Here is a 20,049-nt window from a genome sequence, read left to right as displayed (position 1 = left end):
CTCACTCCCCCCGCGCCCGGCGGGAACCCCGGTACGCCTCTCTGCGGAAGGTCTGGAAGGGTCCCGTCGGGTGCAGTTCGGGCACGTTGTGCAGCTCGGGGTCGAAGGCCCCGAGGTCCTCTCCCGTCCAGAGGGTGTGGACGCGCAGGGTGCCGTGCGGCCGCCAGCGGCCGAGGAGGGAGGCGCTGGCCAGGCGGAAGGACAGCGGCGCCGCGGCGACCGCCTCGTCGAGCCGGTCCAGGCGGGCCGAGACGCGCCGGTGCCCCTGCGGGAACAGGCCGAGCAGCGCCGTCCTGCCCCTGACCGCGTACGGCATCAGGGTGGTGTACGCGCCGGAGGTGAACGAGCGGCGGGGCAGCAGGACGTGCCGCGCCCCCACCCGGCGGCCGGTCGTGGCGAAGAGCAGGTCGATCAGCCCCTCCTCGGTGGGGACGTGCAGCGCGATCCCCAGGATGTCCGGCAGGCCGCCCGGCAGGGACAGGGCGCGGGAGAACCGGGCCACCACCTCGTACGTGCGGTTGCGCGCCGCGCCGCGCAGGAAGTCGCCGCGGTCGATCGTCAGCGTCGCCACGTACATGTTCCCGGACGGATGGAAGACGTGGCCGCCGCGCAACCGGCTGAAGGCGGCGAAGCCCCCGCGCACCGCGCCGCCCCAGAAGGGCTCCCGCCGGACCGGCGGGGACTGGGCGGCGTACCGGGTGGGCTCCACCCGCCCGCGCGGCTGCGTCCTCGTCATCGCCCCCACCCTCTCGAAAACCCCGTCGAGGACGTCACTACCCCAACCACCCACCCGCGAACTTCCCGCACTCCGGGACCTCGGGCCATGGCCCTTCCCGCGACTCCGATCTAGCCTGGAGGCACGCGAAGCCGAGACCGGAGGTGCCGGGTGACGGACGAGGCGATCAGGACCGAGCGGCTGAGCAAGCACTTCGGGCGTACCGTCGCCCTGGAGGGCCTGGACCTGGAGGTGCCCCGCGGGGAGATCTTCGGATTCCTCGGGCCGAACGGGGCGGGGAAGTCGACGACGATCAGGCTGCTGCTCAACCTCATCCGGCCCACCTCCGGCCGGGCGTGGATCATGGGGGTGCCGGTCGGCGACGTGCGGGCCGCGCACCGGCACCTGGGCTACGTGCCCGGCGACGTGGCGCTGTGGCCGCAGCTCACCGGAATGGAGATCCTCACCTATCTGGGCCGCCTGTCCGGCCGTGTCGACACCGCCTACCGGGACGAGCTCATCGAGCGGCTGCGGCTGGACCCGAGCCTGCGGGCCCGCTCCTACTCCAAGGGCAACCGGCAGAAGGTCGCGCTGGTCGCGGCGTTCATGACCCGCCCCGACCTCCTGCTGCTGGACGAGCCGACCGCCGGGCTCGACCCCCTGATGGAGGCCGAGTTCCAGGCGCTGACCAGGGAGGCCGCCCGCCGCGGCCAGACGGTCTTCCTCTCCTCGCACATCCTCGCCGAGGTCGAGGACGTCTGCGAGCGGGTCGGCATCCTGCGCGACGGGCGGCTGATCGAGGTCGCCACCCTGGCCGACCTGCGCGGCCTGAACGCCACCGTCTACGACGCGACGCTGGACGGCCCCGCGCCCGACCTGTCGGACGTGCCGGGCGTCGCCTCGGTCGAGCCGCTGCCCGACGGGGTGCGGGTGACCCTCACGGGGCCGCCCGGTCCCCTGCTGGAACGGCTCGCCGGCACCGGACTGGTGAAGCTGCGCAGCCACGAGCCCAGCCTCGAAGAGGTCTTCATGACCTACTACGAGTCGCCCGCGCGGCCGGAGACCGGGCTCACCGCCCGGCTCGACAGGTAGGGGCGGCCGGTGACCACCGCGACCCGCACCCACCACGCCGTGCCCGCCCCCGGCGCCGCCGACCGCGCCGTGCTGCGGCTGATGGTCCGCCTGGTCCGGCGGGGCGTGCTGCTGCTCGCGCTCGGGCTCGCGCTCTTCGCCCTCGTCGAGGCCGTCAGCTACGCGGCGACCTACCCCGACGCCGCGTCCCGCGCCCGGCTCGGGGAGTTCCAGGACAGCCCGGCCGTGCGCATGATGCAGGGCTTCCCGCACGCCGTCGACACCGTCGGCGGCTTCGTCGCCTGGGACGGCGGCTGGATGATGCAGTCGATCGCCGCGATCTGGGCGCTGCTGGCCACCGGGCGGCTGCTGCGCGGCGAGGAGGAGTCCGAACGCGCGGAGTTCGTCCTCACCGGACCCGTCTCCGCGGGCCGGGTGCTGCTCCTGCAGTTCCTGGTGATCGGCGGCGGGCTCCTGCTGGTCGGCGCCGCCGTCGCGGCGACCCTGTCGGCGGCGGACGCCTCACCGGGCGGCTCGGTCGTCTTCGGCCTGGGCGTCGCCGGTTTCGCCGGGACCTTCGCCGGGACCCCCGCCGTCCTGGCGCAGCTGTTCACGATGCGCCGCCGGGTCACCGCCCTCACCGCGGTGGCCCTGGGCGTCCTCTACGTGCTGCGCATGATCGCCAACAGCGACGACGCGCTCGCCTGGCTGCGCTGGGCCACCCCGTACGGCTGGATGGACGCCCTCCACGCCTACCGCGACCCGAACTGGATCGCCCTGGCGCTGCTCCTCCTCGTGCCCGCCGCCCTGGCCGTGACCGCGTCCCGGCTGCGGCACGCCCGCGACACCGGCGGCGCCCTGCTCACCGAGAAGGACAGCCGCCCGCCCCGGGACCGCCTCCTGGGCGGTCCCACCGCGTTCGCCTGGCGCACCACCCGGGGCATGCTGCTGGGCTGGGCGGTCGGCATCTGCGCCTACGCGCTGGTCACGGGTCTGCTCGTCGACGCGGTGGTCCGGTTCGTCGCCGACGACCCGACCTACCGCGCCACCCTGGAGGCCATCGGCTGGGACGCCGAGAAGGTCGTCCTCTCCTTCGTCGGCATGATGGGCACGATGCTCGGCCTGTTCACCGCCCTGTACGCCTGCTGGCGCGTCGGAGCGGCCCGGGCCGAGGAGTCGGCCGCACGCCTGGACGCCGTCCTCACCCGCCCCGTCACCCGCGGGCACTGGCTGGGCGGCCACCTCGCGCTGACCGCCGCCGGCGCGGTCCTCATCGCCTTCGCCTCGGGCCTGGCCATGTGGGCGGGCATCGCCCTGACCGACGGCGGCGTCTCCCTGGCCGACGTCCTGAGCGCCACCCTCAACCCCCTCCCCGCCATCGCCTTCTTCCTCGGCTTCGCCCTCCTCGTCTACGGCCTCGCCCCCCGCCTGGCCGTGGCCCTCCCCGCCGCCACCGCCTTCACCGCCTACCTGCTGGAGATGATCGGCCCCGGCCTCGACTGGCCCGGGTGGATCCTGTCCCTCTCCCCCTTCCACCACCTGAACCCCGTCCCCGCCGAGCCCTTCACCCCTCTGGCGGCCACCGTCCTGACCGCCCTCGCCCTGGCCCTGGCCGCCCTCGGCCTCCTGGCCTTCCACCACCGCGACCTCACCGGCGACTGAGAGCCCTCCGCGGCGCGGTCAGTCGCGGAGGCGTTCCACCGGGTGGGGACCCTCGGTCTCCAGGCGGTAGTCGCCGCCCATGCGGTCGCGGTGCTCGGTGATGACCTCCTCGCTCGCCGGCGGGTGGCCGCCCATCAGCTCCCGCTGGATCTTCTCGAAGCGCTCGTGCGCCTCCCAGACGTAGCCGGTGCCGAGCTTGGTGAGGTCGATCTGGGTGGCCAGCAGGTCGCGGACGAACTGCTTGTTCGGCTCGAAGGTGACGGGCGTGGGCAGTTCGGGAGCGAGGATGCTCTCGGGGTCGCGCCCGTCGTAGGTGCGCATCAGGTCGCACGCGACGTGCAGGTGGGCGAGCTCCATGTTGAGGTGCAGCTCCCAGATCGCCTTGATCCGGGGGTCGCTCTCGGTCTCCATGAACGAGTGGTAGAGGTAGCACTCGTTGTACTCGTGGTTGACCAGGCGCTCCCACCAGGTCTCGCCGGGGTCGACGAGCGACTCGTAGTGGGTGACGTGCTCCTCCTCGACCATCCCGATCTCCTGGTAGAGGCTCCGGGCGATCGGCTCCATGTACTGGGGCCCCACGTTCATGTAGTAGTTCATGGTCTGTTGCTCGGCCGCCATGATGGTCAGCGCGTGCAGCTTCGACAGAGGGGCCGCGGTGGTGCGGTCGTAGGGCTCGTTGAGGTTGTCGGCCGGGTGCCTGTGGTGCTGGATCGTGGGGCGGCCCGGCATGACCTCGGTGAGGCCGTCCACGATCTCCTCGGCCTTGCGGTGCTCGATCATCTCGAAGAGGTTGGCGTACCGGTACAGGTGGTCGAAGTCCTCCAGGAGCCCGAACTCGTACGCCTGCTTCAGGTACGGGTCGGGTTCCATGCGGGCGACCCAGCCGGTGAGGTCCACCGCGACCTGCTCGTAGGCGAGGGTCGTCTCCAGCACCGAGGACTGGCCGGGCAGCAGCCAGTTGACCGCCTTCTGCTGCTGCTGCTCGATGTAGCGCACCTCGGCGAGCTTCTGCTTGACCTCCATGTCCGCGCACACCCGGTTGAGGTGGTGGTTGAACAGGGCGGCCTCCACCTCGATGCCGTTCATCGTGATGACGCGGCACCGGGTGTAGGGGTCGGCGTTGTCGGGGTCGATCGGATCGATGTTCAACTCCCGCCAGCTGCGTACCTGCTTTTCGAGGGGGATTCCGCGATGTTCGAGCGGATTGAACGCCATGTGATCATTCCTTTCGGATGGATGGCTTCGATACGACCCATGAGATTCATCCCGCCTCTACCCGCCTTTCACCGCCCCAATAACAATAAAAAAATCATTACCTTCATCACAGATCATCCGGCCATAAGGGAAAAGAACCAGGGTAGGGCCAGATCACCGGCATCAGGGAAGGAAGCACCATGGCTCAGACCTCCACCAGCAATGACGTCATCGACCTCCTCGTCGAGCAGCACGCGCAGATCCGGCAGCTGTTCATGCGGACGCTGATGGCCGAAGGCCAGGAGCGCAAGGAATTCTTCGGGCAACTGGTACACCTGCTCGCCGTTCACGAGACCGCGGAGGAGGAGATCGTCCATCCCGCGGCGCGCAAGGCGCTGCCGGGCGGCGACGGGCTCATCGACGACCGGCTCGAGGAGGAGCGCAAGGCCAAGGAGATGCTGGCCACCCTGGAGAAGATGGACACCGACGACCCGAATTTCATGTCGATGCTCGACCGGCTGCGCATGGCCGTCCTCAGCCACGCGCGCTACGAGGAGCGCTACGAGTTCGCCCAGCTGCGCGACCGCCTGGGCCAGGGCCAGCTGCGCACGATGGCCGCCGCGGTGAAGGCGGCCGAGGCCACCGCCCCCACCCATCCGCGCCCCGGCGTCGAGTCGGCGACCAAGAACATGCTGCTCGGACCCATCGCGGCGATCACCGACCGGGTCCGCGACGCCATCCGCTCCCACAAGGGCTGAACATCTCCCCAGTGAGATACATCCGGTTTTGACCAAGGCTTTCTCCGGGCAGCACGGCAGCATGACCACGCACCTCGTCTGCTCCCTGTGCGAGACGCCCGACAGCCAGTGGCTGCTCTCCTACACCGAGGCCGACCCCACCGATGAGGGGACCCGGGAGGCGCTGCTGACGCTGGGCAACGGCTACCTGGCCACACGCGGCGCGGCGCCGGAGGACACCGCCGACGGCGTCCGCTACCCCGCCACCTACCTGGCGGGCGTCTACAACCGGCTCACCTCGCACGTCCACGGCCGCACCAGGGACGACGAGAGCCTCGTCAACGTCATGAACTGGCTGCCCCTCACCTTCCGCGCCGAGGACGGCCCCTGGTTCGCGCCCGGCGCGTACGAGGTGGAGCACTGGCACGAGGTCCTCGACATGCAGCACGGCCTCCTGCTGCGGGAGGCGTTCGTCCGCGATCCCGGCCACCGGCGCACCCGGCTCTTCCAGGAGCGGCTCGTCGCCCTGAACCGGCCGCACACCGTGGCGCTGCGCACCGTCATCACCCCCATCGACTGGGACGGGATGCTCCACGTGCGCAGCCTGCTGGACGGAGAGGTGCGCAACGACAACGTCGCCGCGTTCGACGCGCTCGCCAAGGAGCACCTCCACGAGTTCGCCACCGGCCACCAGGACGACGCGCACTGGATCGTCGCCGAGACCAACCAGTCCGACATCCGCGTCGCCATGGCCGCACGGACCTTTCTGCGCCGCGACGACCGCCCCGCCATCGCCGCCATAGAGGACATCGAAGGCCCCCGCCAGGCGGGGCACCAGCTGTCCCTCCCCACTTCCGCGGGCGTTCCCGTGACGGCCGACAAGATCGTCACCGTCTTCACCGCGCGGGACAAGGCCATCTCCGAGCCGCTGGAGGCCGCCCGCATCGAGCTGGACGCGTCCCCCGGCTTCGACGCGCTGCGTTCCGAGCACTTCCTGGCCTGGGAGCACCTCTGGAAGCGCTTCCACCTGTCCTTCCAGGGCGACGACGGGACGGCCGAGCGGCGCGCCGTCAACCTCCACGTCTTCCACGTCACGCAGACCCTGTCGCGCAACACCGCCGACCTCGACGTGGGCGTCCCGGCACGCGGCCTGCACGGCGAGGGGTACCGCGGCCACGTCTTCTGGGACGAGCTGTTCGTCTTCCCGATCCTCAACCTGCGGGTGCCGGAGCTGACCAGATCACTGCTGCTGTACCGCTACCGCCGCCTTCCCCAGGCCCGGCTCCTGGCCCGCGAGACCGGAGCGGCCGGCGCGCTCTTCCCCTGGCAGAGCGGAAGCGACGGGCGGGAGGAGACGCCCTGGGAGTTCTTCAACCCCCGCTCCGGTCGCTGGATGGCCGACAACTCGCGGCGGCAGTACCACATCAACATCGCGGTGGCCTACAACATCTGGCTCTACTACCAGGCCACCGCCGACGTCGACTTCCTCGCCGCCTACGGCGCCGAGCTCCTCGTCGAGATCGCCCGCTTCTGGGCCTCCCTCGCCGAGTACGACTCCGCGGCCGACCGCTACCACCTGCGCGGCTTGATGGGCCCGGACGAGTTCCACGACGGCTACCCCGACCGGCCCGGAAGGGGCCTGGACGACAACGCCTACGTCAACATCATGACCGCCTGGACGCTCACCCGGGTCCAGGAGGCGCACGAGATCCTCGGCGGCCACCACACCGAGGACCTGTGGCAGCGGCTCGGCGTCACCTCCGACGAGCTGCGGCAGTGGGACCACATCAGCAGGCGGCTGCACGTGCCCTTCCTGCCCGGCGGCCTGCTCGCCCAGTTCGAGGGGTACGCCGACCTGGAGGAGTTCGACTGGGCCGCCTACGAGAGGAAGTACGGCAACATCGGCAGGCTCGACCTCATCCTGGAGGCCGAGGGCGACAGCACCAACCGCTACAAGCTGTCCAAGCAGCCCGACGTGCTCATGCTCTTCTACCTGCTGAGCGTCGAGGAGCTCGCCCCCGTGCTGGAGCGGCTCGGCTACACGTTCGACCCCGCGACCATCCCCGAGACCGTCGCCTACTACCAGGCCCGCACCAGCCACGGCTCCACCCTCAGCCGCGTCGTGCACTCCTGGGTGTCCTCCCGCGGCAACCGCGAGGGCTCCTGGGAGCTGCTGTGCGAGGCGCTCGCCGCCGACCTCGCCGACACCCAGGGCGGCACCACCAAGGAGGGCATCCACCTGGGCGCGATGGCCGGGACCGTGGACATCCTGCAGCGCTGCTACACCGGCCTGGAGACCAGGGCCGACGCGCTGCGGCTGCACCCCTGCCTGCCCGAGAACCTCAAGTGGCTGGACTTCGACCTGCGCTACCGGGGCCACTGGCTGCACTTCCAGATCAGCCACGAGCACGTGCTCGTCCACGCGAGGCCGGGCACCGCCGCCCCCGTCGACGTCATCGTGGACGGGCGGAGGCACTGCCTGGAGGGCGGCGAGCGGATCCTGCACCGGCTACCGGAGAAGCCGCCTCACTCCTCCTCCTGCTCCTGAGCGGGCCGCCCGGGGGCGCGGCGCACCACGACGGTGCCGGCGTGCGCCTTGGCCGTCGGGTCGCGGCGCACCTTGACCAGGCTCGCCACCGTGGTGACGACCAGGATGACGCCGATGACGGCCAGCGAGAACGGCGTCGTGATGACCGGCACCGCGTCGCTGAGGTCGTGCGCCCAGTGCAGGATCAGCTTCACCCCGATGAAGGCCAGGATCAGCGACAGGCCCGTCGACAGGTACACCAGCCGGTCCAGCAGGCCGGTCACCAGGAAGAACAGCGCCCGCAGGCCGAGCAGCGCGAACGCGTTGGCCACGAAGACGATGTACGCCTCCTGCGTCACGCCGAACACCGCGGGGATGGAGTCGAGCGCGAAGAGGATGTCCGTGCCGCCGATGGCGACCAGGACGATGAACAGCGGCGTCACCACCCGGCGGCCGTCGACCTTGGTGATCATGTGCCCGTCGACGTACTCGTCGGTGACGGGCAGGAACCTGCGGGCGGCGCGCACCAGCAGGTTGTCGTCCACGTGCGGGTCCTCGTTGCGGTGCCGGAAGAGCTGCACGGCCGTCCACAGCAGCAGCAGCCCGAACAGCAGGAACATGAAGGAGAACAGCGACAGCAGCGTGGCGCCCAGCGCGATGAGGATCGCGCGCAGGATCAGCGCCAGCAGGATCCCGAACGTCAGGACCTCCTGCTGGAAGCGGTCGGGCACCGCGAACGTCGACATGATGATCACGAAGACGAAGAGGTTGTCGACCGAGAGGCTCTTCTCGACGATGTACCCGGCGAAGTACTGCCCGCCGTAGTCCCAGCCGACCTGGGTGGCCAGCACGACGCCGAACCCGAGGGCGATCAGGATGTAGAACGTCGACCAGGCGGCCGCCTCCTTGAACCCCACGTGGTGCGGGCGCAGCACGCCCATCCCCAGGTCCAGGACGAACAGGGCCGCGATCAGTCCGATCGTCAGGCCCCATCCGAGCGCCGTGATCTCCATCCGCTCTCCTCACCTTCCGCCCCCGCCCCACCAGGGAGCACTACCCTCAGCCGCGATCTCCATCCCAACGGGCGGAGCCGCGAAATCGTGCCGGGCGGGGCGCGCCGTCATTCGGGGCGGGTCTCCCAGATCTCGGTGATGCGCCTGACGTCGTTGCGGGTGAGCGGGCCGAGGCGGAAGTCGCCGGAGGTCTCGTAGGAGCCGACGAGCACGTAGTTCAGACCCCGGCTGCGGGTGGCGCTGAGCCTGCTGACCTCGCTCCAGCCGATGACGGGGACGCGCAGGAGGCCGTGTCCGGCGATGCCGTGCTCGGAGATCTCCACCCGCGTCTCGCGGCAGGGCAGGGAGACCCCCATCGCCAGGAGCCCGCCGACGGCCAGGGCGACGGCCGCCGGCGCCAGCGAGGCGTCCTTGAGCAGGATCCAGAGGGCCAGGAGCAGGAGCCCCAGAGAGGCGTACCAGAAGAAGGTGCCCGCCCGGGCGAAGAGGGTCTTGAACACCCGGGGATTATCCCCGCAGTCATGCGGGTGGCCCTAGAGGTGAACCGAAAATGTCAGGGCACCGTGACACCTCCGAGAGCATGGACGGGACGCCGGAGGCGGGTACCGGAGCAGGATCCCGCGACGGCCGCGCCGGGCGGCGGCGCGCCGCCGGAGCGGGCGGGGCCGGCGGACCACGGGTAGATAGTTTTTCCTTCCACCATTCTCTCCGGCGGCCGGGAGAAGGGAATGAAGTGCGGGCGGGAGTGCAAAGTCTTCCGACCCGGCGCGAAAATCGGAATAGGAATGCCGCGTTTCCTCGTTTTCGTTCCGTTGAAGCTCCGCGAAGGGTGCCTTGAATGGAAGATCGCGAGATCGACTACATGGCCGTCTTCCGGGACGGTCCTTCCCCGGCCGCGCTGATCGACGGCGACCTCGTCGTCGTGGCGGCCAACGACGCCTTTCTCGCGTCGGCGGGAAGGCGCGCCGAGGAAGTGGTGGGAAGGTTCCTCCTCGACCTCTTCCCCGACGACCCCACCGACCCGGACTCCCACAGCGCCCGTGCGCTGCGCTGCTCGCTGGAGCGGGCTCTGAAGTCGGGCGAACGCGATGTCGTGGCGCTGCTGAAGTACAACCTCGAGGTCCCCGGACGGCCTGGCGAGTTCGCGGAGCGCTACTGGAGCGAGGTCGCCGCGCCGGTCTTCGGGCCGGACGGGAAGCCGAAGTACGTCATCCACCAGGTCGAGGAGGTCACCGCCTTCCTGCAGCGGCTGCGCCAGGCCCGCAGGGTGGCGGGGACGAGGACGCGCGCGGAGCTGGAGGCGATGGAGAGCCACATCTACGCCCGCTCCCGGGAGCTCCAGGAGTTCAACGAGCGGCTCCAGCAGGCGCACGAGCGGCAGCGCAGGATCGCCGCGTCCCTGCAGGAGGCGGTGGAGCGCCAGCGCCGGTTCGTCTCCGACGTCTCCCACGACCTGCGCAGCCCCCTCACCGGACTGCAGCTGCGCCTGGAGGAGGCGCTCTCCGACCCGGACGCCGACGCCAAGGAGGTGCTCCACTCGGTGCTGCGGGACGCCCAGCGGCTCAACGACCTCGTCTGCGACCTGCTGGAGCTCGCCCACCTGGACGCCCGCAAGAGCTCCCCCTTCGAGACGGTCGACCTGGGCGTCCAGCTCGAGGAGGAGCTCAAGCGCCACGCCTTCGAGCACCAGGTCCTCAGCTGCTCCGGCCCCGGGGTGACCGTGAACGCCTCGCGCATCCGGCTGTCCCGCCTGCTGGCCAACCTCCTGACCAACGCCGACCGGCACTGCACCCGCCAGGTCCAGGTCCTGGTCGAGGCGCGGGACTCCGAAGCGGTGCTGGAGGTCGTCGACGACGGCAACGGCGTCCCCGAGTCCGAGCGCGAGCGCATCTTCGAGCGCTTCTACCGCGCGGAGGAGGCGCGTCGCAAGGACCCCGGCGGCACCGGCCTGGGCCTGTCCATCGCCCGCGAGATCGCCGAGGCCCACGGCGGCCGCCTGTACGTGGACGAGGGCCCCTCCGGCGGCGCCAGGTTCGTCCTGCGCCTGCCGCTGGCGCAACCGTTGAGCGGGACGACCGCAGACAGCTGAAACAGGTTCTACTATGCTCCGGCCCCATGCGGTTCACCTATGCCGAGGCCATGACCGATCCCTCCTACTACCTGCCGCTGGCGCAGGCCGCCGAGGCCGCGGGCTACGCCAGCGTCAACGTCGCGGACTCGCTGGTGTATCCGCGGGAGTCCGACTCGCGCTACCCCTACACCGCGGACGGCGACCGTGAGTTCCTCGAGGACAAGGAGTTCATCGAGACGTTCACCCTCATCGCCGCCATGGGCGCGGTGACGTCGAAGATCCGGTTCACACCGTTCGTGCTGAAGCTCCCGGTGCGCCCGCCGGTGCTGGTGGCCAAGCAGGCGAGCTCGATCGCCCGCCTCACCGGCGACCGGCTCGCCCTGGGCGTCGGGCTGAGCCCGTGGCGGGAGGACTTCGAGGTGATGGGCGTGCCGTGGGAGCGGCGCGGCAAGCGGATGGACGAGTGCATCGAGGTGGTCCGCGGCCTCACCGCGGGCGGCTACTTCGAGTACCACGGCGAGTTCTTCGACTTCCCCGCCGTGAAGATGTCGCCCACTCCCGCCAGGCCGATCCCGATCCTCGTCGGCGGCCACAGCGACCGCGCGCTGCGCCGCGCCGCCCGGCTGGGCGACGGCTGGATGCACGGCGGCGGGGACGGCGAGGAGCTCGACGCCCTGCTGGCCCGCCTCGCGGCCCTGCGCGCCGAGGAGGGCACCGCCGACCGCCCCTTCGAGCTGCACGTCATCTCCATGGACGCCTACTCCCCCGACGGCGTGAAGCGCCTGGAGGACAAGGGCGTCACCGACGTCATCGTCGGCTTCCGCGTCCCCTACATCAAGGGGCCCGACACCGAGCCCCTCGCCAAGAAGGTCGAGAAGCTGGAGCGCTTCGCCGAGACGGTGATCGCCAAGGTCAACGGCTGAGCCGGGCGGACAGGGTTCACCCGCGGTTCCGGGAATGGAACGCGGGACTTGGCCGGGAGGGCGTCCTGCCCGGTGATCGTGCTGCGCATGACGGTCACCCCCCTTCAGGACGCCGCCCGGCACGCCTACGCCCTCTCGATCGCCGCGACCGAGGACCAGGTCCGCGCCGCCCAGCGGCTGCGCCACCGCGTGTTCTGCCAGGAGCAGGGCGCGCGGCCCGCCACGCTCCTCGCCGGCCACGACGCCGATCCGTTCGACGCGGCGGCGGACCACCTCATCGTCACCGAGACGGCGACGGGCGACGTCGTCGGCACCTACCGCCTGCTCCCCCCGGGACGCGGCGGCGCCTCCTACGCCGGCACCGAGTTCGACCTCGGCCCGCTCCCGGCTCCCGTCCGCGCCACCATGGTGGAGATGGGGCGCGCCTGCGTCGCCCCCGAGCACCGTACGGGCGCCGTCGTCAACCTGATGTGGGCGGGCATCGCCCGTTACGCCCTGCTGTCGGGGCACCGCTACCTCGCGGGCTGCGCCTCCGTCCCCCTCGCGGAAGGGGAGGCGGCCGCGACCACGGCGCTGCGGTTCGGCGAGGGCGGGCATGCCGCGCCCGCGGCCTTCCGGGTCCGCCCCCGCACGCCCTGGACGCCGTCCCGCGTCCCCGACGCCGCGCCGCGCTACCCCGACCTCCCGCCGCTCCTGCGCGCCTACCTGCGGCTCGGCGCCTGGATCTGCGGCGCCCCGCACCACGACCCGGACTTCGGCACCGTCGACTTCTTCGTCCTGCTGGATCTGGACGGCGTCCACGAGCGCTACCGCCGCCACTTCCTCGGGGAGGCGCGGTGAACGCCTGGACCCCCGTCTCGCCCTGCACCACCGCCTGCCTGCCCGCCGCGAGCCCGTCCGTCCCCCTCCCCGCGGCGGCGGTCCGCCTCGCCGCCGTCGCCGACCACCTGGCCGGGACCCTCCCGGCGCGCGCACGCCTCGCCGCGCCGGACGAACGCCGCCGCCGCGCCCGCTCCCTGCTCGACGCGATGGGCGTCCGGGTCGACGTCCGCGAGGACGGACGGGAGGCGCCCGGAGGCGGGCTGAGCGTGTCCGGAGGCGTCGGCACGCTGGTCGTCGCCAACCACGTCTCCTGGCTCGACGTGCTCGTTCTGCTGTCCGTGGAGCCGGTGACCATGCTGGCCAAGCAGGAGATCGCCCGCTGGCCCCTCCTCGGCGCCCTCGCCCGTGGCTGCGGCACCCGCTTCATCGACCGCGGGAGCCTCCACGCGCTCCCACGCACCGTCGCCGCCCTCGCGGACCTGCTCCGCGGCGGCACGTCCGTCATGGTGTTCCCCGAGGGGACCACCCGGTGCGGCGGCGCCGGCGGCCCCTTCCGCCGCGCGGTCTTCCAGGCCGCGCTGGACGCCCGCGCCCCCGTCCGCCCCGTCGCCCTGGCCTATCTGCAACGCGGCGCGCCCACCACCGTCGCCGCCTACGTGGGCGACGGGACCTTCACCGCCTCCTTCCACCGGGTGCTCACCGCCGACGCGCTCACCGCCCGGCTCGACCTCCGGCCCGCGATCCGCCCCCTCCCGGGCGTCGACGACCGGCGCGCCCTCGCGGCCAGGTCCCGCGCGGTCCTGGCGGGACATCGGACGGCCGCCCCTTGACCCAAAACGAGAACACGTTACAGTTTTGCTGTGACTTCTTCCTCGGCCGTCCTGTGGGAGGCGCCGGACGGCGACCATCCCGCCCGCCGCGCGGCCCTGCGCTCCATGACCGCGGCCTCCGCCGGGAAACGCGACGAGTGGCTCGCCGCCTTCTCCGCCGACGCGCTCGTGGAGGACCCCGTGGGCCCCTCCATGCTCGACCCCGAAGGCGAGGGCCACCGCGGCCACGCGGGCATCGCGAAGTTCTGGGACGACTTCGTCGGCCCCGTCCAGGGCATCCGGTTCCATGTGAAGGACTCGTTCGCCAACGGCCCCTGCTGCGCCAACATCGCCACCCTCACCATGACGCTGGGCCACGGCGCGACCATGCTGGTCGACTGCGTGATCGTCTACACCGTCGACGAGGAAGGGCTCATCACCTCGCTGCGCGCCCACTGGGAGCCGGAGCGGGCGATGGCCACCCTCAGCGGCTGACGGGCGACGGCCCGCGGGCGGCGGGGGACGACCCGCAGGCGGCGCCCTATCCGCGGCGCACGTACTCCCCCGGCGTGTGGCCGTACTCCTTCGCGAACGCCTGGATGAACGCGGACGGGCTCGCGTAGCCCACCTGGTGGGCGACCTGGGTGACCGGCTGCGGCCCCTTCAGCAGCACCCGCGCCGCCTGGAGGCGCAGCCGGGTGCGCCACTGCGTGTACGACATGCCGAACTCGCGGTCGAAGTCCCGCTGCAGGGTCTTGACGCTGGTGCACAGCCGGGCGGCCCACTCCTCCAGCCCGGTGGAGTCGGCGGGCTCGCGCGTCAGGGACCGGGCCACGACCATCGCGAAGCCGCGCCCGTCCACGCAGCGGTCGGCGAGCTCGCGGGTCGTGCGCAGGCCCGCCATGATGCGGGCGCGGGCCTCCAGCGCCTCGTCCTCGCAGACGCCCGCGGTGGCGAGGTACTGGATGAGCCGGGCCACCTCGTCGCCCACCGAGACCACCGCGACCCGCACGCCCTTCAGCACCGGGGGCACCTCCCGCAGCAGGACGCGGTACGTCGTCTGGCCCGCGCCCCCGCTGACCTCGTGGCCCACCGCCTTGCGCACCCAGAAGGCCTCCCCGGGGCCGACGAACCTGCCGTCCGCCTCCGAGAGGGTGCCGAGCATGCCGTCGGGCGACCAGTAGAGCTGGTGCAGGAAGTCGTCGCGCCCCTCCCCGAACGCCAGAGCCCGGGTCGACCCGTACTTCATCACCATGATGCCGTCGGGCTTGCCGAGCCGGTATCCGTAGTCCTCGCACCAGTCCGGATCGGTAGGGAATTGACCGCTGACCGACACGGGTTGACCTCCCATCGATATTCCACCAAGAGAAGGTAAGGCTAGCCTAAATGCTGCTTCCGATTCCGTGGAGGCCCCCCACCTGCACGTACGAAGGATTTCCGCATGGACCGCAGCAGCCCCCGTGAGCGCGTCGCCTCCCACCACCGGGAGGGGAGCGGCGTGGTCCGCATCGGCTACCCCATCTGCATCCGCACCGCCACCGTCCTGCGGCGCACCCGGGTGACGCCGAACATCATCCGCGTGACGGTGGGCGGACCCGGCCTGGAGGGGTTCCACTCCTACCAGGCCGACGACCACGTCAGGATCATCCTCCCCGACCCGGACGGCACGTTCCGGCTGCCCGTCCCCAACGGGGAGCTCACCCTCGACTGGCCGCACCCGTCCCCCGTCTCGCGCAAGTACACGGTGCGCCGGTACGACGCGGCGGCCGGGGAACTCGACATCGACGTCGTGGTGCACGAGGGCGGTGCCGGCTCGGCCTGGGCGTCCGACGTCGAGGTCGGCGACGAGGCGGCCATCGCCGGTCCGCCCGGAGCCAAGACCTTCCCCCACAACTACGACCACTACGTGTTCGCCGTGGACGCCACGGCGCTCCCCGCCGCGGCCCGCTGGCTGGAGGAGTCGCCCGCCGACACCTCCGCCCACCTCGTGATCGAGACCGACGACGTGGCGGACCACGCCTACCCGCTGGCCGAACGCGCGGGCGTCTCGGTCACCTGGCTCGTCCGCTCCGATGCCGCGTCCGCCTTGGCGGAGACGGTGCAGGCCCTCGACCTCCCCGACGCGCGGACGTTCCTGTTCGTCGCAGGAGAGGCCGACGACATCAAGCCGCTGCGCGCCTGGAGCAAGGGCAGGCTCGACTCGCTCTTCACCGGCTACTGGAAGCGCGGTGTGGCCGACCTTGACGACTGACCCTTCCCTCTCACGAACCCCGCCGTCCGCGTGGAGTCCGCGTGCGGCACGAACCTTGGAGAAGGACGGTCATGCGGCTGCGTAACTTCGTGCTCGACACCTCGCCGTTGCGGGAGAGCCCGCCCTTCCGGGCGATCTTCATCGCGCGGACGGTGTCGCTGCTGGGCATCGGCATGGCCGCGGTGGCGCTCTCCGACCAGGTGTACGACCTGACGGGATCGTCGTTCGGGGTGGCCGTCACGGTGATGGTGATGAGCCTGACGATGCTGCTGGGGTCGCTGGCCGGCGGGGTGGTGGCCGACCGCATGGACCGGCGGCCGCTGATCATCGCGTCCCGGTCCGCGGCGGGCCTGGGCTTCGTGGGGCTGGCCGCCAACGCGTTCCTCGACGAGCCCTCCGTCTGGGCCGTCTACGCGTGCGTCGCCTGGAACGGACTGGCCAACGGGGTCAGCACGACGGCGCTGATGGCCGCGACGCCCACGCTCGTGCGGCCCCGGCAGCTTCCGGCGGCGGGCACGCTCATCTCGCTGACCGGGCATATCGGCTCCGTCGTCGCGCCCTTCTTCGGCGGCGTCGTCATCGCGCTGTGGAATCCGGCGTGGGCGTACACCGTCACGGCCGTCTCCACGGCGCTCACCGTGCTGCTGCTGGTCCGGGTGGGTCCGCTGCCGCCCAAGCGGGGCGGGGGCGGGGAGGACGCGACCTCGCTGGGCGCGGCCTTCCGGTTCGCGGTGCGGCATCCGACCGTGGGCGGGCTGCTGGCGATGGGGGCGGTCACCGCGCTGTTCAGCGTCCCGACCGTCCTGTTCCCCGAGTTCGTCGACGAGCGGTTCGGCGGCGACGAGATGGTGCTGGGGCTGCTCTACACGGCTCCGGCGGTCGGCGCCATGATCGTCTCGATGACCAGCGGGTGGATCGGCGGCACCCGCCGTCCGGGGCTCGTGCTGCTGGGCGCGGCCTTCACCGGCGGGCTCGCGACCATCGGCTTCGGGCTGAGCGGGGCGCTGCCCGTCGCGCTCGTGATGCTCGCCGTCACGGGCGCCGCGGGCATCGTCTACGAGGTGCTGGAGTACTCCCTGGTGCAGCACCACACCCCCGACGGGCTGCGCGGCAGGATCAACGGCGTGCTCAACGCCGAGGACACCGCCGGGCGCGTGCTGGCGGGCGCCGAGGCCGCGGCGCTGGCCCGCTGGTTCAACCCGGGCGGGGCGGCCGTCGTCAACGGAGCGGTCTGCGCGGTCGCGGCGCTGCTGCTGGCGGTGTGCGTGCCCGGCCTGCGCCGGGCGACCCTGGCCCGGGAAGAAGCGGACACGACATCCTGAACAGGCGGAATGTCCCCTGACCGACACAGGTTGACCTCTCACCGATATCCCCCAGAGGGAAGGTAAGGCTAGCCTAAGTAGCGCTTCCGGGCCCTCCCGGTGCCGTTCACCTGCATGTATCTAAGGAACCCCCGATGTCCTCTCGCAAGCCCTGGCGCCTCGTCGGCGTCCTGGCCCTCTCCCTCGCCCTGACCGCCACCGGCTGCGGCTCCGACGACAAGTCGTCCGACGACGCCAAGTCGGCGACCCGCGTCTTCGCCGCCGACAACGGCGAGATCACCATCCCCGCCGACCCCAAGCGCGTCGTCGCCACCGGCTACGCCGTCCCCGCCCTCATCGAGGCGGACGCCGCCCTCGTCGGCATCTCCAGCTGGCAGCGCGGCCTCCCCATGATGACCGACGAGGACCGCGCCACCTACGACAAGCTCGAGAAGGTCGCCGGTGAGAGCGCTGCCGAGACCAACTACGAGGCCATCGCCGGGGTCAAGCCCGACCTCATCGTCATCGGCGTGCCCGCCCCCGTCCTCGCCGACGTCGACGTGAAGCGGCTCGAATCCATCGCGCCGGTCGTCGCCATCGGCCCGTCCCTGCCCGACGCCTGGCGCGAACTGACCCGCAAGCAGTCCGACGCCGCCGGCCGGCTCGACGGCTTCGAGAAGAACAAGCAGGCGTACGAGGCGAAGGCCAAAGAGATCGGCGAGAAGTACAAGGACGTCCTGAAGGACGTGAAGTTCGGGCACCTCGGCGGCTACGGCGAGGCCGCGTCCGGCACGTTCCACCGCGAGTTCGCCCACTCCTGGGGCACCAACATCCCCAGCGACGTCGGCGTCACCTACTACGGCGAGGTGAAGGAGAAGGGCGGCGGCAGCGAGGACGTCAGCGAGTACCCCTCCATCGAGGAGCTCCCCGAGAGCTTCGGCGAGGCCGACGCGATCACCTACACGGTGAGCGCCGACGGCACCGTCCCGGAGTCCGTCCGGTACGCCATGGACTCCAAGCTGTGGAAGGAGCTGCCCGCGGTCAAGGCCGGCAAGGTCTTCCCGCTGCGCTACACCGAGGCCGCGACCTACGCCTCCGCGATGAAGACCCTCGACGCGGTCGACGAGGCGCTCGCCCCGCTTCTGAAGGGCTGACGGAACCCGCATGGATCGCAGCAACCCCCGTGAGCGCGTCGCTTCCCACCACCAGGCGGGAAGCGGCGTGGTCCGCATCGGCTACCCCATCTGCATCCGCACCACCACCGTCCTGCGGCGCGCCCACGTGACGCCGAACATCATCCGCGTGACGGTGGGCGGACCCGGCCTGGCGGGATTCCACTCCTACCAGGCCGACGACCATTTCAAGATCGTCCTGCCCGACCCGGACGGCGCTCTCCGGCTGCCCGTCCCCACCGAGGACCTGTCCCTCGACTGGCCGCGCCCCTCGCCGCCGGCGCGCCGGTACACCGCGCGCCGGTACGACGCCGCGGCCGGGGAACTCGACATCGACGTCGTGGTGCACGAGGGCGGCGTCGGCTCGGCCTGGGCGACCACCGTCCAGGTCGGCGACGAGGTCGCCATCGCCGGTCCGCCCGGAGCCAAGGCCTTCCCGCACAACTACGACCACTACGTGTTCGCCGTCGACACCACCGCGCTGCCCGCGGCCGCCCGCTGGCTGGAGGAGTCACCCGCCGACACCTCCGCCCACCTCGTGATCGAGACCGACGACGAGGCGGACCACGCCTACCCGCTGGCCGAACGCGCGGGCGTCTCGGTCACCTGGCTCGTCCGCTCCGGCACCCGGTCCTCGCTCGCCGAGACCGTGCAGGCCCTCGACCTCCCCGACACGCGGACGTTCCTGTTCGCCGCAGGAGAGGCCGACGACATCAAGCCGCTGCGCGCCTGGAGCAAGGGCAGGCTCGACTCCCTGTTCACCGGCTACTGGAAGCGCGGAGTAGCCGACCTTGAGGACTGACCTCGCCCGGCGCGTCGTCATCCTCGCCGGATCCCTTCTCCTCTTCGCCGCGCTGGTGGGCGCGAGCGTCTGCGTGGGAGCGCAGGCGATCGCGCCCGCCGAGGTGCTGCGGGCGTTCACCGACTACACCGGGAGCAACGACCACGTCATCGTCCGGGACATCCGTGGGCCGCGCACCGTCCTCGCCGTCTGCGTGGGCGCCGCCCTGGGCACGGCGGGCGCGCTCGTCCAGACGCTGACCCGCAACCCCCTCGCCGAACCCGGGCTCCTCGGCGTCACCGGCGGCGCCGCCTTCGCCATCACGATCGGTGCCTCCTTCGGGCTGGCCGGCTCCCAGGTCACCCAGCTGCTGCTGGCGTCCGCCGGAGCCGTGATCGCCGCGGTCGTCGTCTACGCCGTCGGCCGCTCCTCGCCGCTGCGGCTCATCCTCACCGGAACCGCCCTCAGCACGCTGCTCGCCGGCGTCTCCCTGGGCCTGCGCATCCTCCAGCCGGACGTCCTCGACAAGTACCGCTTCTGGTACATCGGCTCCCTCGCCGGACGCGAGCAGACGCCCTTCCTCATCCCGCTGGTGGTGCTCCTCGTCGCCCTGGCCGGGAGCATGCTCGTGGCACGCCCGCTGAACGCGATCGCCCTCGGCGAGCAGGTCGCCTCCACCCTCGGCGCCCACGTCCTGCGCACCCGCGTGGCGGTCCTCGTCCTCATCACGCTGCTCGCCGCGACCGCCACCGCGGTCGCCGGCCCCGTCGCCTTCGTCGGCCTGATCATCCCCCATCTGGCCCGGCGCCTGGCCTCCGGCTCCATCCCCTGGCTCCTGGCCTACACGATGGTGCTGAGCCCCGTCCTGCTGCTGACCGCCGACATCATCTCCCGGGTCCTGCTGCGCACCGGAGAGGTGCCCGTCGCCGTCGTCACCGCCTTCCTCGGCGGCCCCGTGCTCATCTGGGCCGTACGACGTTACGGAACCGCCGCCCTATGA

At 71.6% G+C, this 20,049-nt stretch carries 19 protein-coding genes; 14 read left to right on the top strand and 5 right to left on the bottom strand.

Features of this window, described 5'->3' with window-relative positions:
- Position 1: 1 nt before the first annotated feature.
- A complete protein-coding gene (locus tag ABD140_RS27750) occupies positions 2-736 on the bottom strand; it encodes a hypothetical protein (RefSeq protein WP_344243955.1) in 735 nt (244 codons plus the stop codon).
- Positions 737-886: 150 nt separating this feature from the next.
- Between ABD140_RS27750 and ABD140_RS27745 the strand changes: the two genes are divergently transcribed.
- Together ABD140_RS27745 and ABD140_RS27740 are read left to right on the top strand one after the other, a co-directional pair.
- On the top strand, positions 887-1,807 hold the full coding sequence (locus ABD140_RS27745; RefSeq protein ID WP_344243954.1) for an ABC transporter ATP-binding protein: 921 nt from the start codon (positions 887-889) through the stop codon (positions 1,805-1,807).
- Positions 1,808-1,816: 9 nt separating this feature from the next.
- Entirely contained in the window at positions 1,817-3,448 is a 1,632-nt protein-coding gene (locus ABD140_RS27740) for an ABC transporter permease (protein WP_344243953.1), read from the top strand.
- Positions 3,449-3,466: 18 nt separating this feature from the next.
- Here the strand turns inward: ABD140_RS27740 and ABD140_RS27735 are convergent, their stop codons facing one another.
- On the bottom strand, positions 3,467-4,663 hold the full coding sequence (locus ABD140_RS27735; protein WP_344243952.1) for a hypothetical protein: 1,197 nt from the start codon (positions 4,661-4,663) through the stop codon (positions 3,467-3,469).
- 179 nt (positions 4,664-4,842) lie between these two features.
- On the opposite strand from ABD140_RS27735, the gene ABD140_RS27730 reads away from it, so the two are divergent.
- The gene (locus tag ABD140_RS27730; RefSeq protein WP_344243951.1) at positions 4,843-5,400 is read left to right on the top strand and encodes a hemerythrin domain-containing protein; all 558 of its coding nucleotides are present in this window, start codon (positions 4,843-4,845) and stop codon (positions 5,398-5,400) included.
- 61 nt (positions 5,401-5,461) lie between these two features.
- Positions 5,462-7,927 carry a glycoside hydrolase family 65 protein gene (locus ABD140_RS27725; RefSeq protein WP_344243950.1) on the top strand — a complete coding sequence of 822 codons (2,466 nt, stop codon included), beginning with the start codon at positions 5,462-5,464 and terminating at the stop codon, positions 7,925-7,927.
- Here the strand turns inward: ABD140_RS27725 and ABD140_RS27720 are convergent.
- Positions 7,906-8,919, bottom strand: a complete 1,014-nt coding sequence (locus ABD140_RS27720; protein ID WP_344243949.1) for a TerC/Alx family metal homeostasis membrane protein — start codon at positions 8,917-8,919, stop codon at positions 7,906-7,908. The genes ABD140_RS27725 and ABD140_RS27720 overlap by 22 nt on opposite strands.
- Positions 8,920-9,026: 107 nt before the next feature.
- Positions 9,027-9,419, bottom strand: coding sequence for a hypothetical protein (locus ABD140_RS27715; protein WP_344243948.1), 393 nt, complete (start codon positions 9,417-9,419; stop codon positions 9,027-9,029).
- 338 nt (positions 9,420-9,757) lie between these two features.
- On the opposite strand from ABD140_RS27715, the gene ABD140_RS27710 reads away from it, so the two are divergent.
- The 5 genes from ABD140_RS27710 to ABD140_RS27690 all read left to right on the top strand — a co-directional run bounded on the left by ABD140_RS27710 (position 9,758) and on the right by ABD140_RS27690 (position 14,039).
- Positions 9,758-11,008 (top strand): ATP-binding protein, encoded by a 1,251-nt coding sequence (locus ABD140_RS27710; RefSeq protein WP_344243947.1) that lies wholly within the window; start codon positions 9,758-9,760, stop codon positions 11,006-11,008.
- Positions 11,009-11,034: 26 nt separating this feature from the next.
- Positions 11,035-11,913 carry a TIGR03619 family F420-dependent LLM class oxidoreductase gene (locus tag ABD140_RS27705; RefSeq protein WP_344243946.1) on the top strand — a complete coding sequence of 293 codons (879 nt, stop codon included), beginning with the start codon at positions 11,035-11,037 and terminating at the stop codon, positions 11,911-11,913.
- Positions 11,914-12,000: 87 nt separating this feature from the next.
- Positions 12,001-12,753 carry a GNAT family N-acetyltransferase gene (locus ABD140_RS27700; protein ID WP_344243945.1) on the top strand — a complete coding sequence of 251 codons (753 nt, stop codon included), beginning with the start codon at positions 12,001-12,003 and terminating at the stop codon, positions 12,751-12,753.
- Entirely contained in the window at positions 12,750-13,565 is an 816-nt protein-coding gene (locus tag ABD140_RS27695; RefSeq protein ID WP_344243944.1) for a lysophospholipid acyltransferase family protein, read from the top strand. Before ABD140_RS27700 ends, ABD140_RS27695 begins: the two co-directional genes overlap by 4 nt.
- A 30-nt stretch (positions 13,566-13,595) precedes the next feature.
- On the top strand, positions 13,596-14,039 hold the full coding sequence (locus ABD140_RS27690; protein ID WP_344243943.1) for a nuclear transport factor 2 family protein: 444 nt from the start codon (positions 13,596-13,598) through the stop codon (positions 14,037-14,039).
- A gap of 46 nt (positions 14,040-14,085) precedes the next feature.
- Here ABD140_RS27690 and ABD140_RS27685 read toward each other — a convergent pair whose 3' ends face one another.
- Positions 14,086-14,895, bottom strand: coding sequence for a helix-turn-helix domain-containing protein (locus tag ABD140_RS27685; protein WP_344243942.1), 810 nt, complete (start codon positions 14,893-14,895; stop codon positions 14,086-14,088).
- A 90-nt stretch (positions 14,896-14,985) separates the two neighbouring features.
- On the opposite strand from ABD140_RS27685, the gene ABD140_RS27680 reads away from it, so the two are divergent.
- From ABD140_RS27680 to ABD140_RS27660, 5 genes are all read left to right on the top strand, one after another.
- Positions 14,986-15,795, top strand: coding sequence for a siderophore-interacting protein (locus ABD140_RS27680; RefSeq protein WP_344243941.1), 810 nt, complete (start codon positions 14,986-14,988; stop codon positions 15,793-15,795).
- A 71-nt stretch (positions 15,796-15,866) separates the two neighbouring features.
- On the top strand, positions 15,867-17,117 hold the full coding sequence (gene entS / locus ABD140_RS27675) for an enterobactin transporter EntS (RefSeq protein ID WP_344243940.1): 1,251 nt from the start codon (positions 15,867-15,869) through the stop codon (positions 17,115-17,117).
- Between the two features lie 134 nt (positions 17,118-17,251).
- Entirely contained in the window at positions 17,252-18,250 is a 999-nt protein-coding gene (locus tag ABD140_RS27670; protein ID WP_344243939.1) for an ABC transporter substrate-binding protein, read from the top strand.
- A 10-nt stretch (positions 18,251-18,260) separates the two neighbouring features.
- Complete coding sequence (locus tag ABD140_RS27665) at positions 18,261-19,070, top strand: siderophore-interacting protein (RefSeq protein ID WP_344243938.1); 810 nt, start codon at positions 18,261-18,263, stop codon at positions 19,068-19,070.
- A complete protein-coding gene (locus tag ABD140_RS27660) occupies positions 19,060-20,049 on the top strand; it encodes a FecCD family ABC transporter permease (RefSeq protein WP_344243937.1) in 990 nt (329 codons plus the stop codon). Before ABD140_RS27665 ends, ABD140_RS27660 begins: the two co-directional genes overlap by 11 nt.

Source organism: Actinocorallia libanotica (genome assembly GCF_039525175.1).
Lineage (GTDB): Bacteria > Actinomycetota > Actinomycetes > Streptosporangiales > Streptosporangiaceae > Actinocorallia > Actinocorallia libanotica.
The sequence above is the reverse complement of the archived record's forward strand: the minus strand, read 5'-3'. Positions and strand labels throughout refer to the sequence as shown.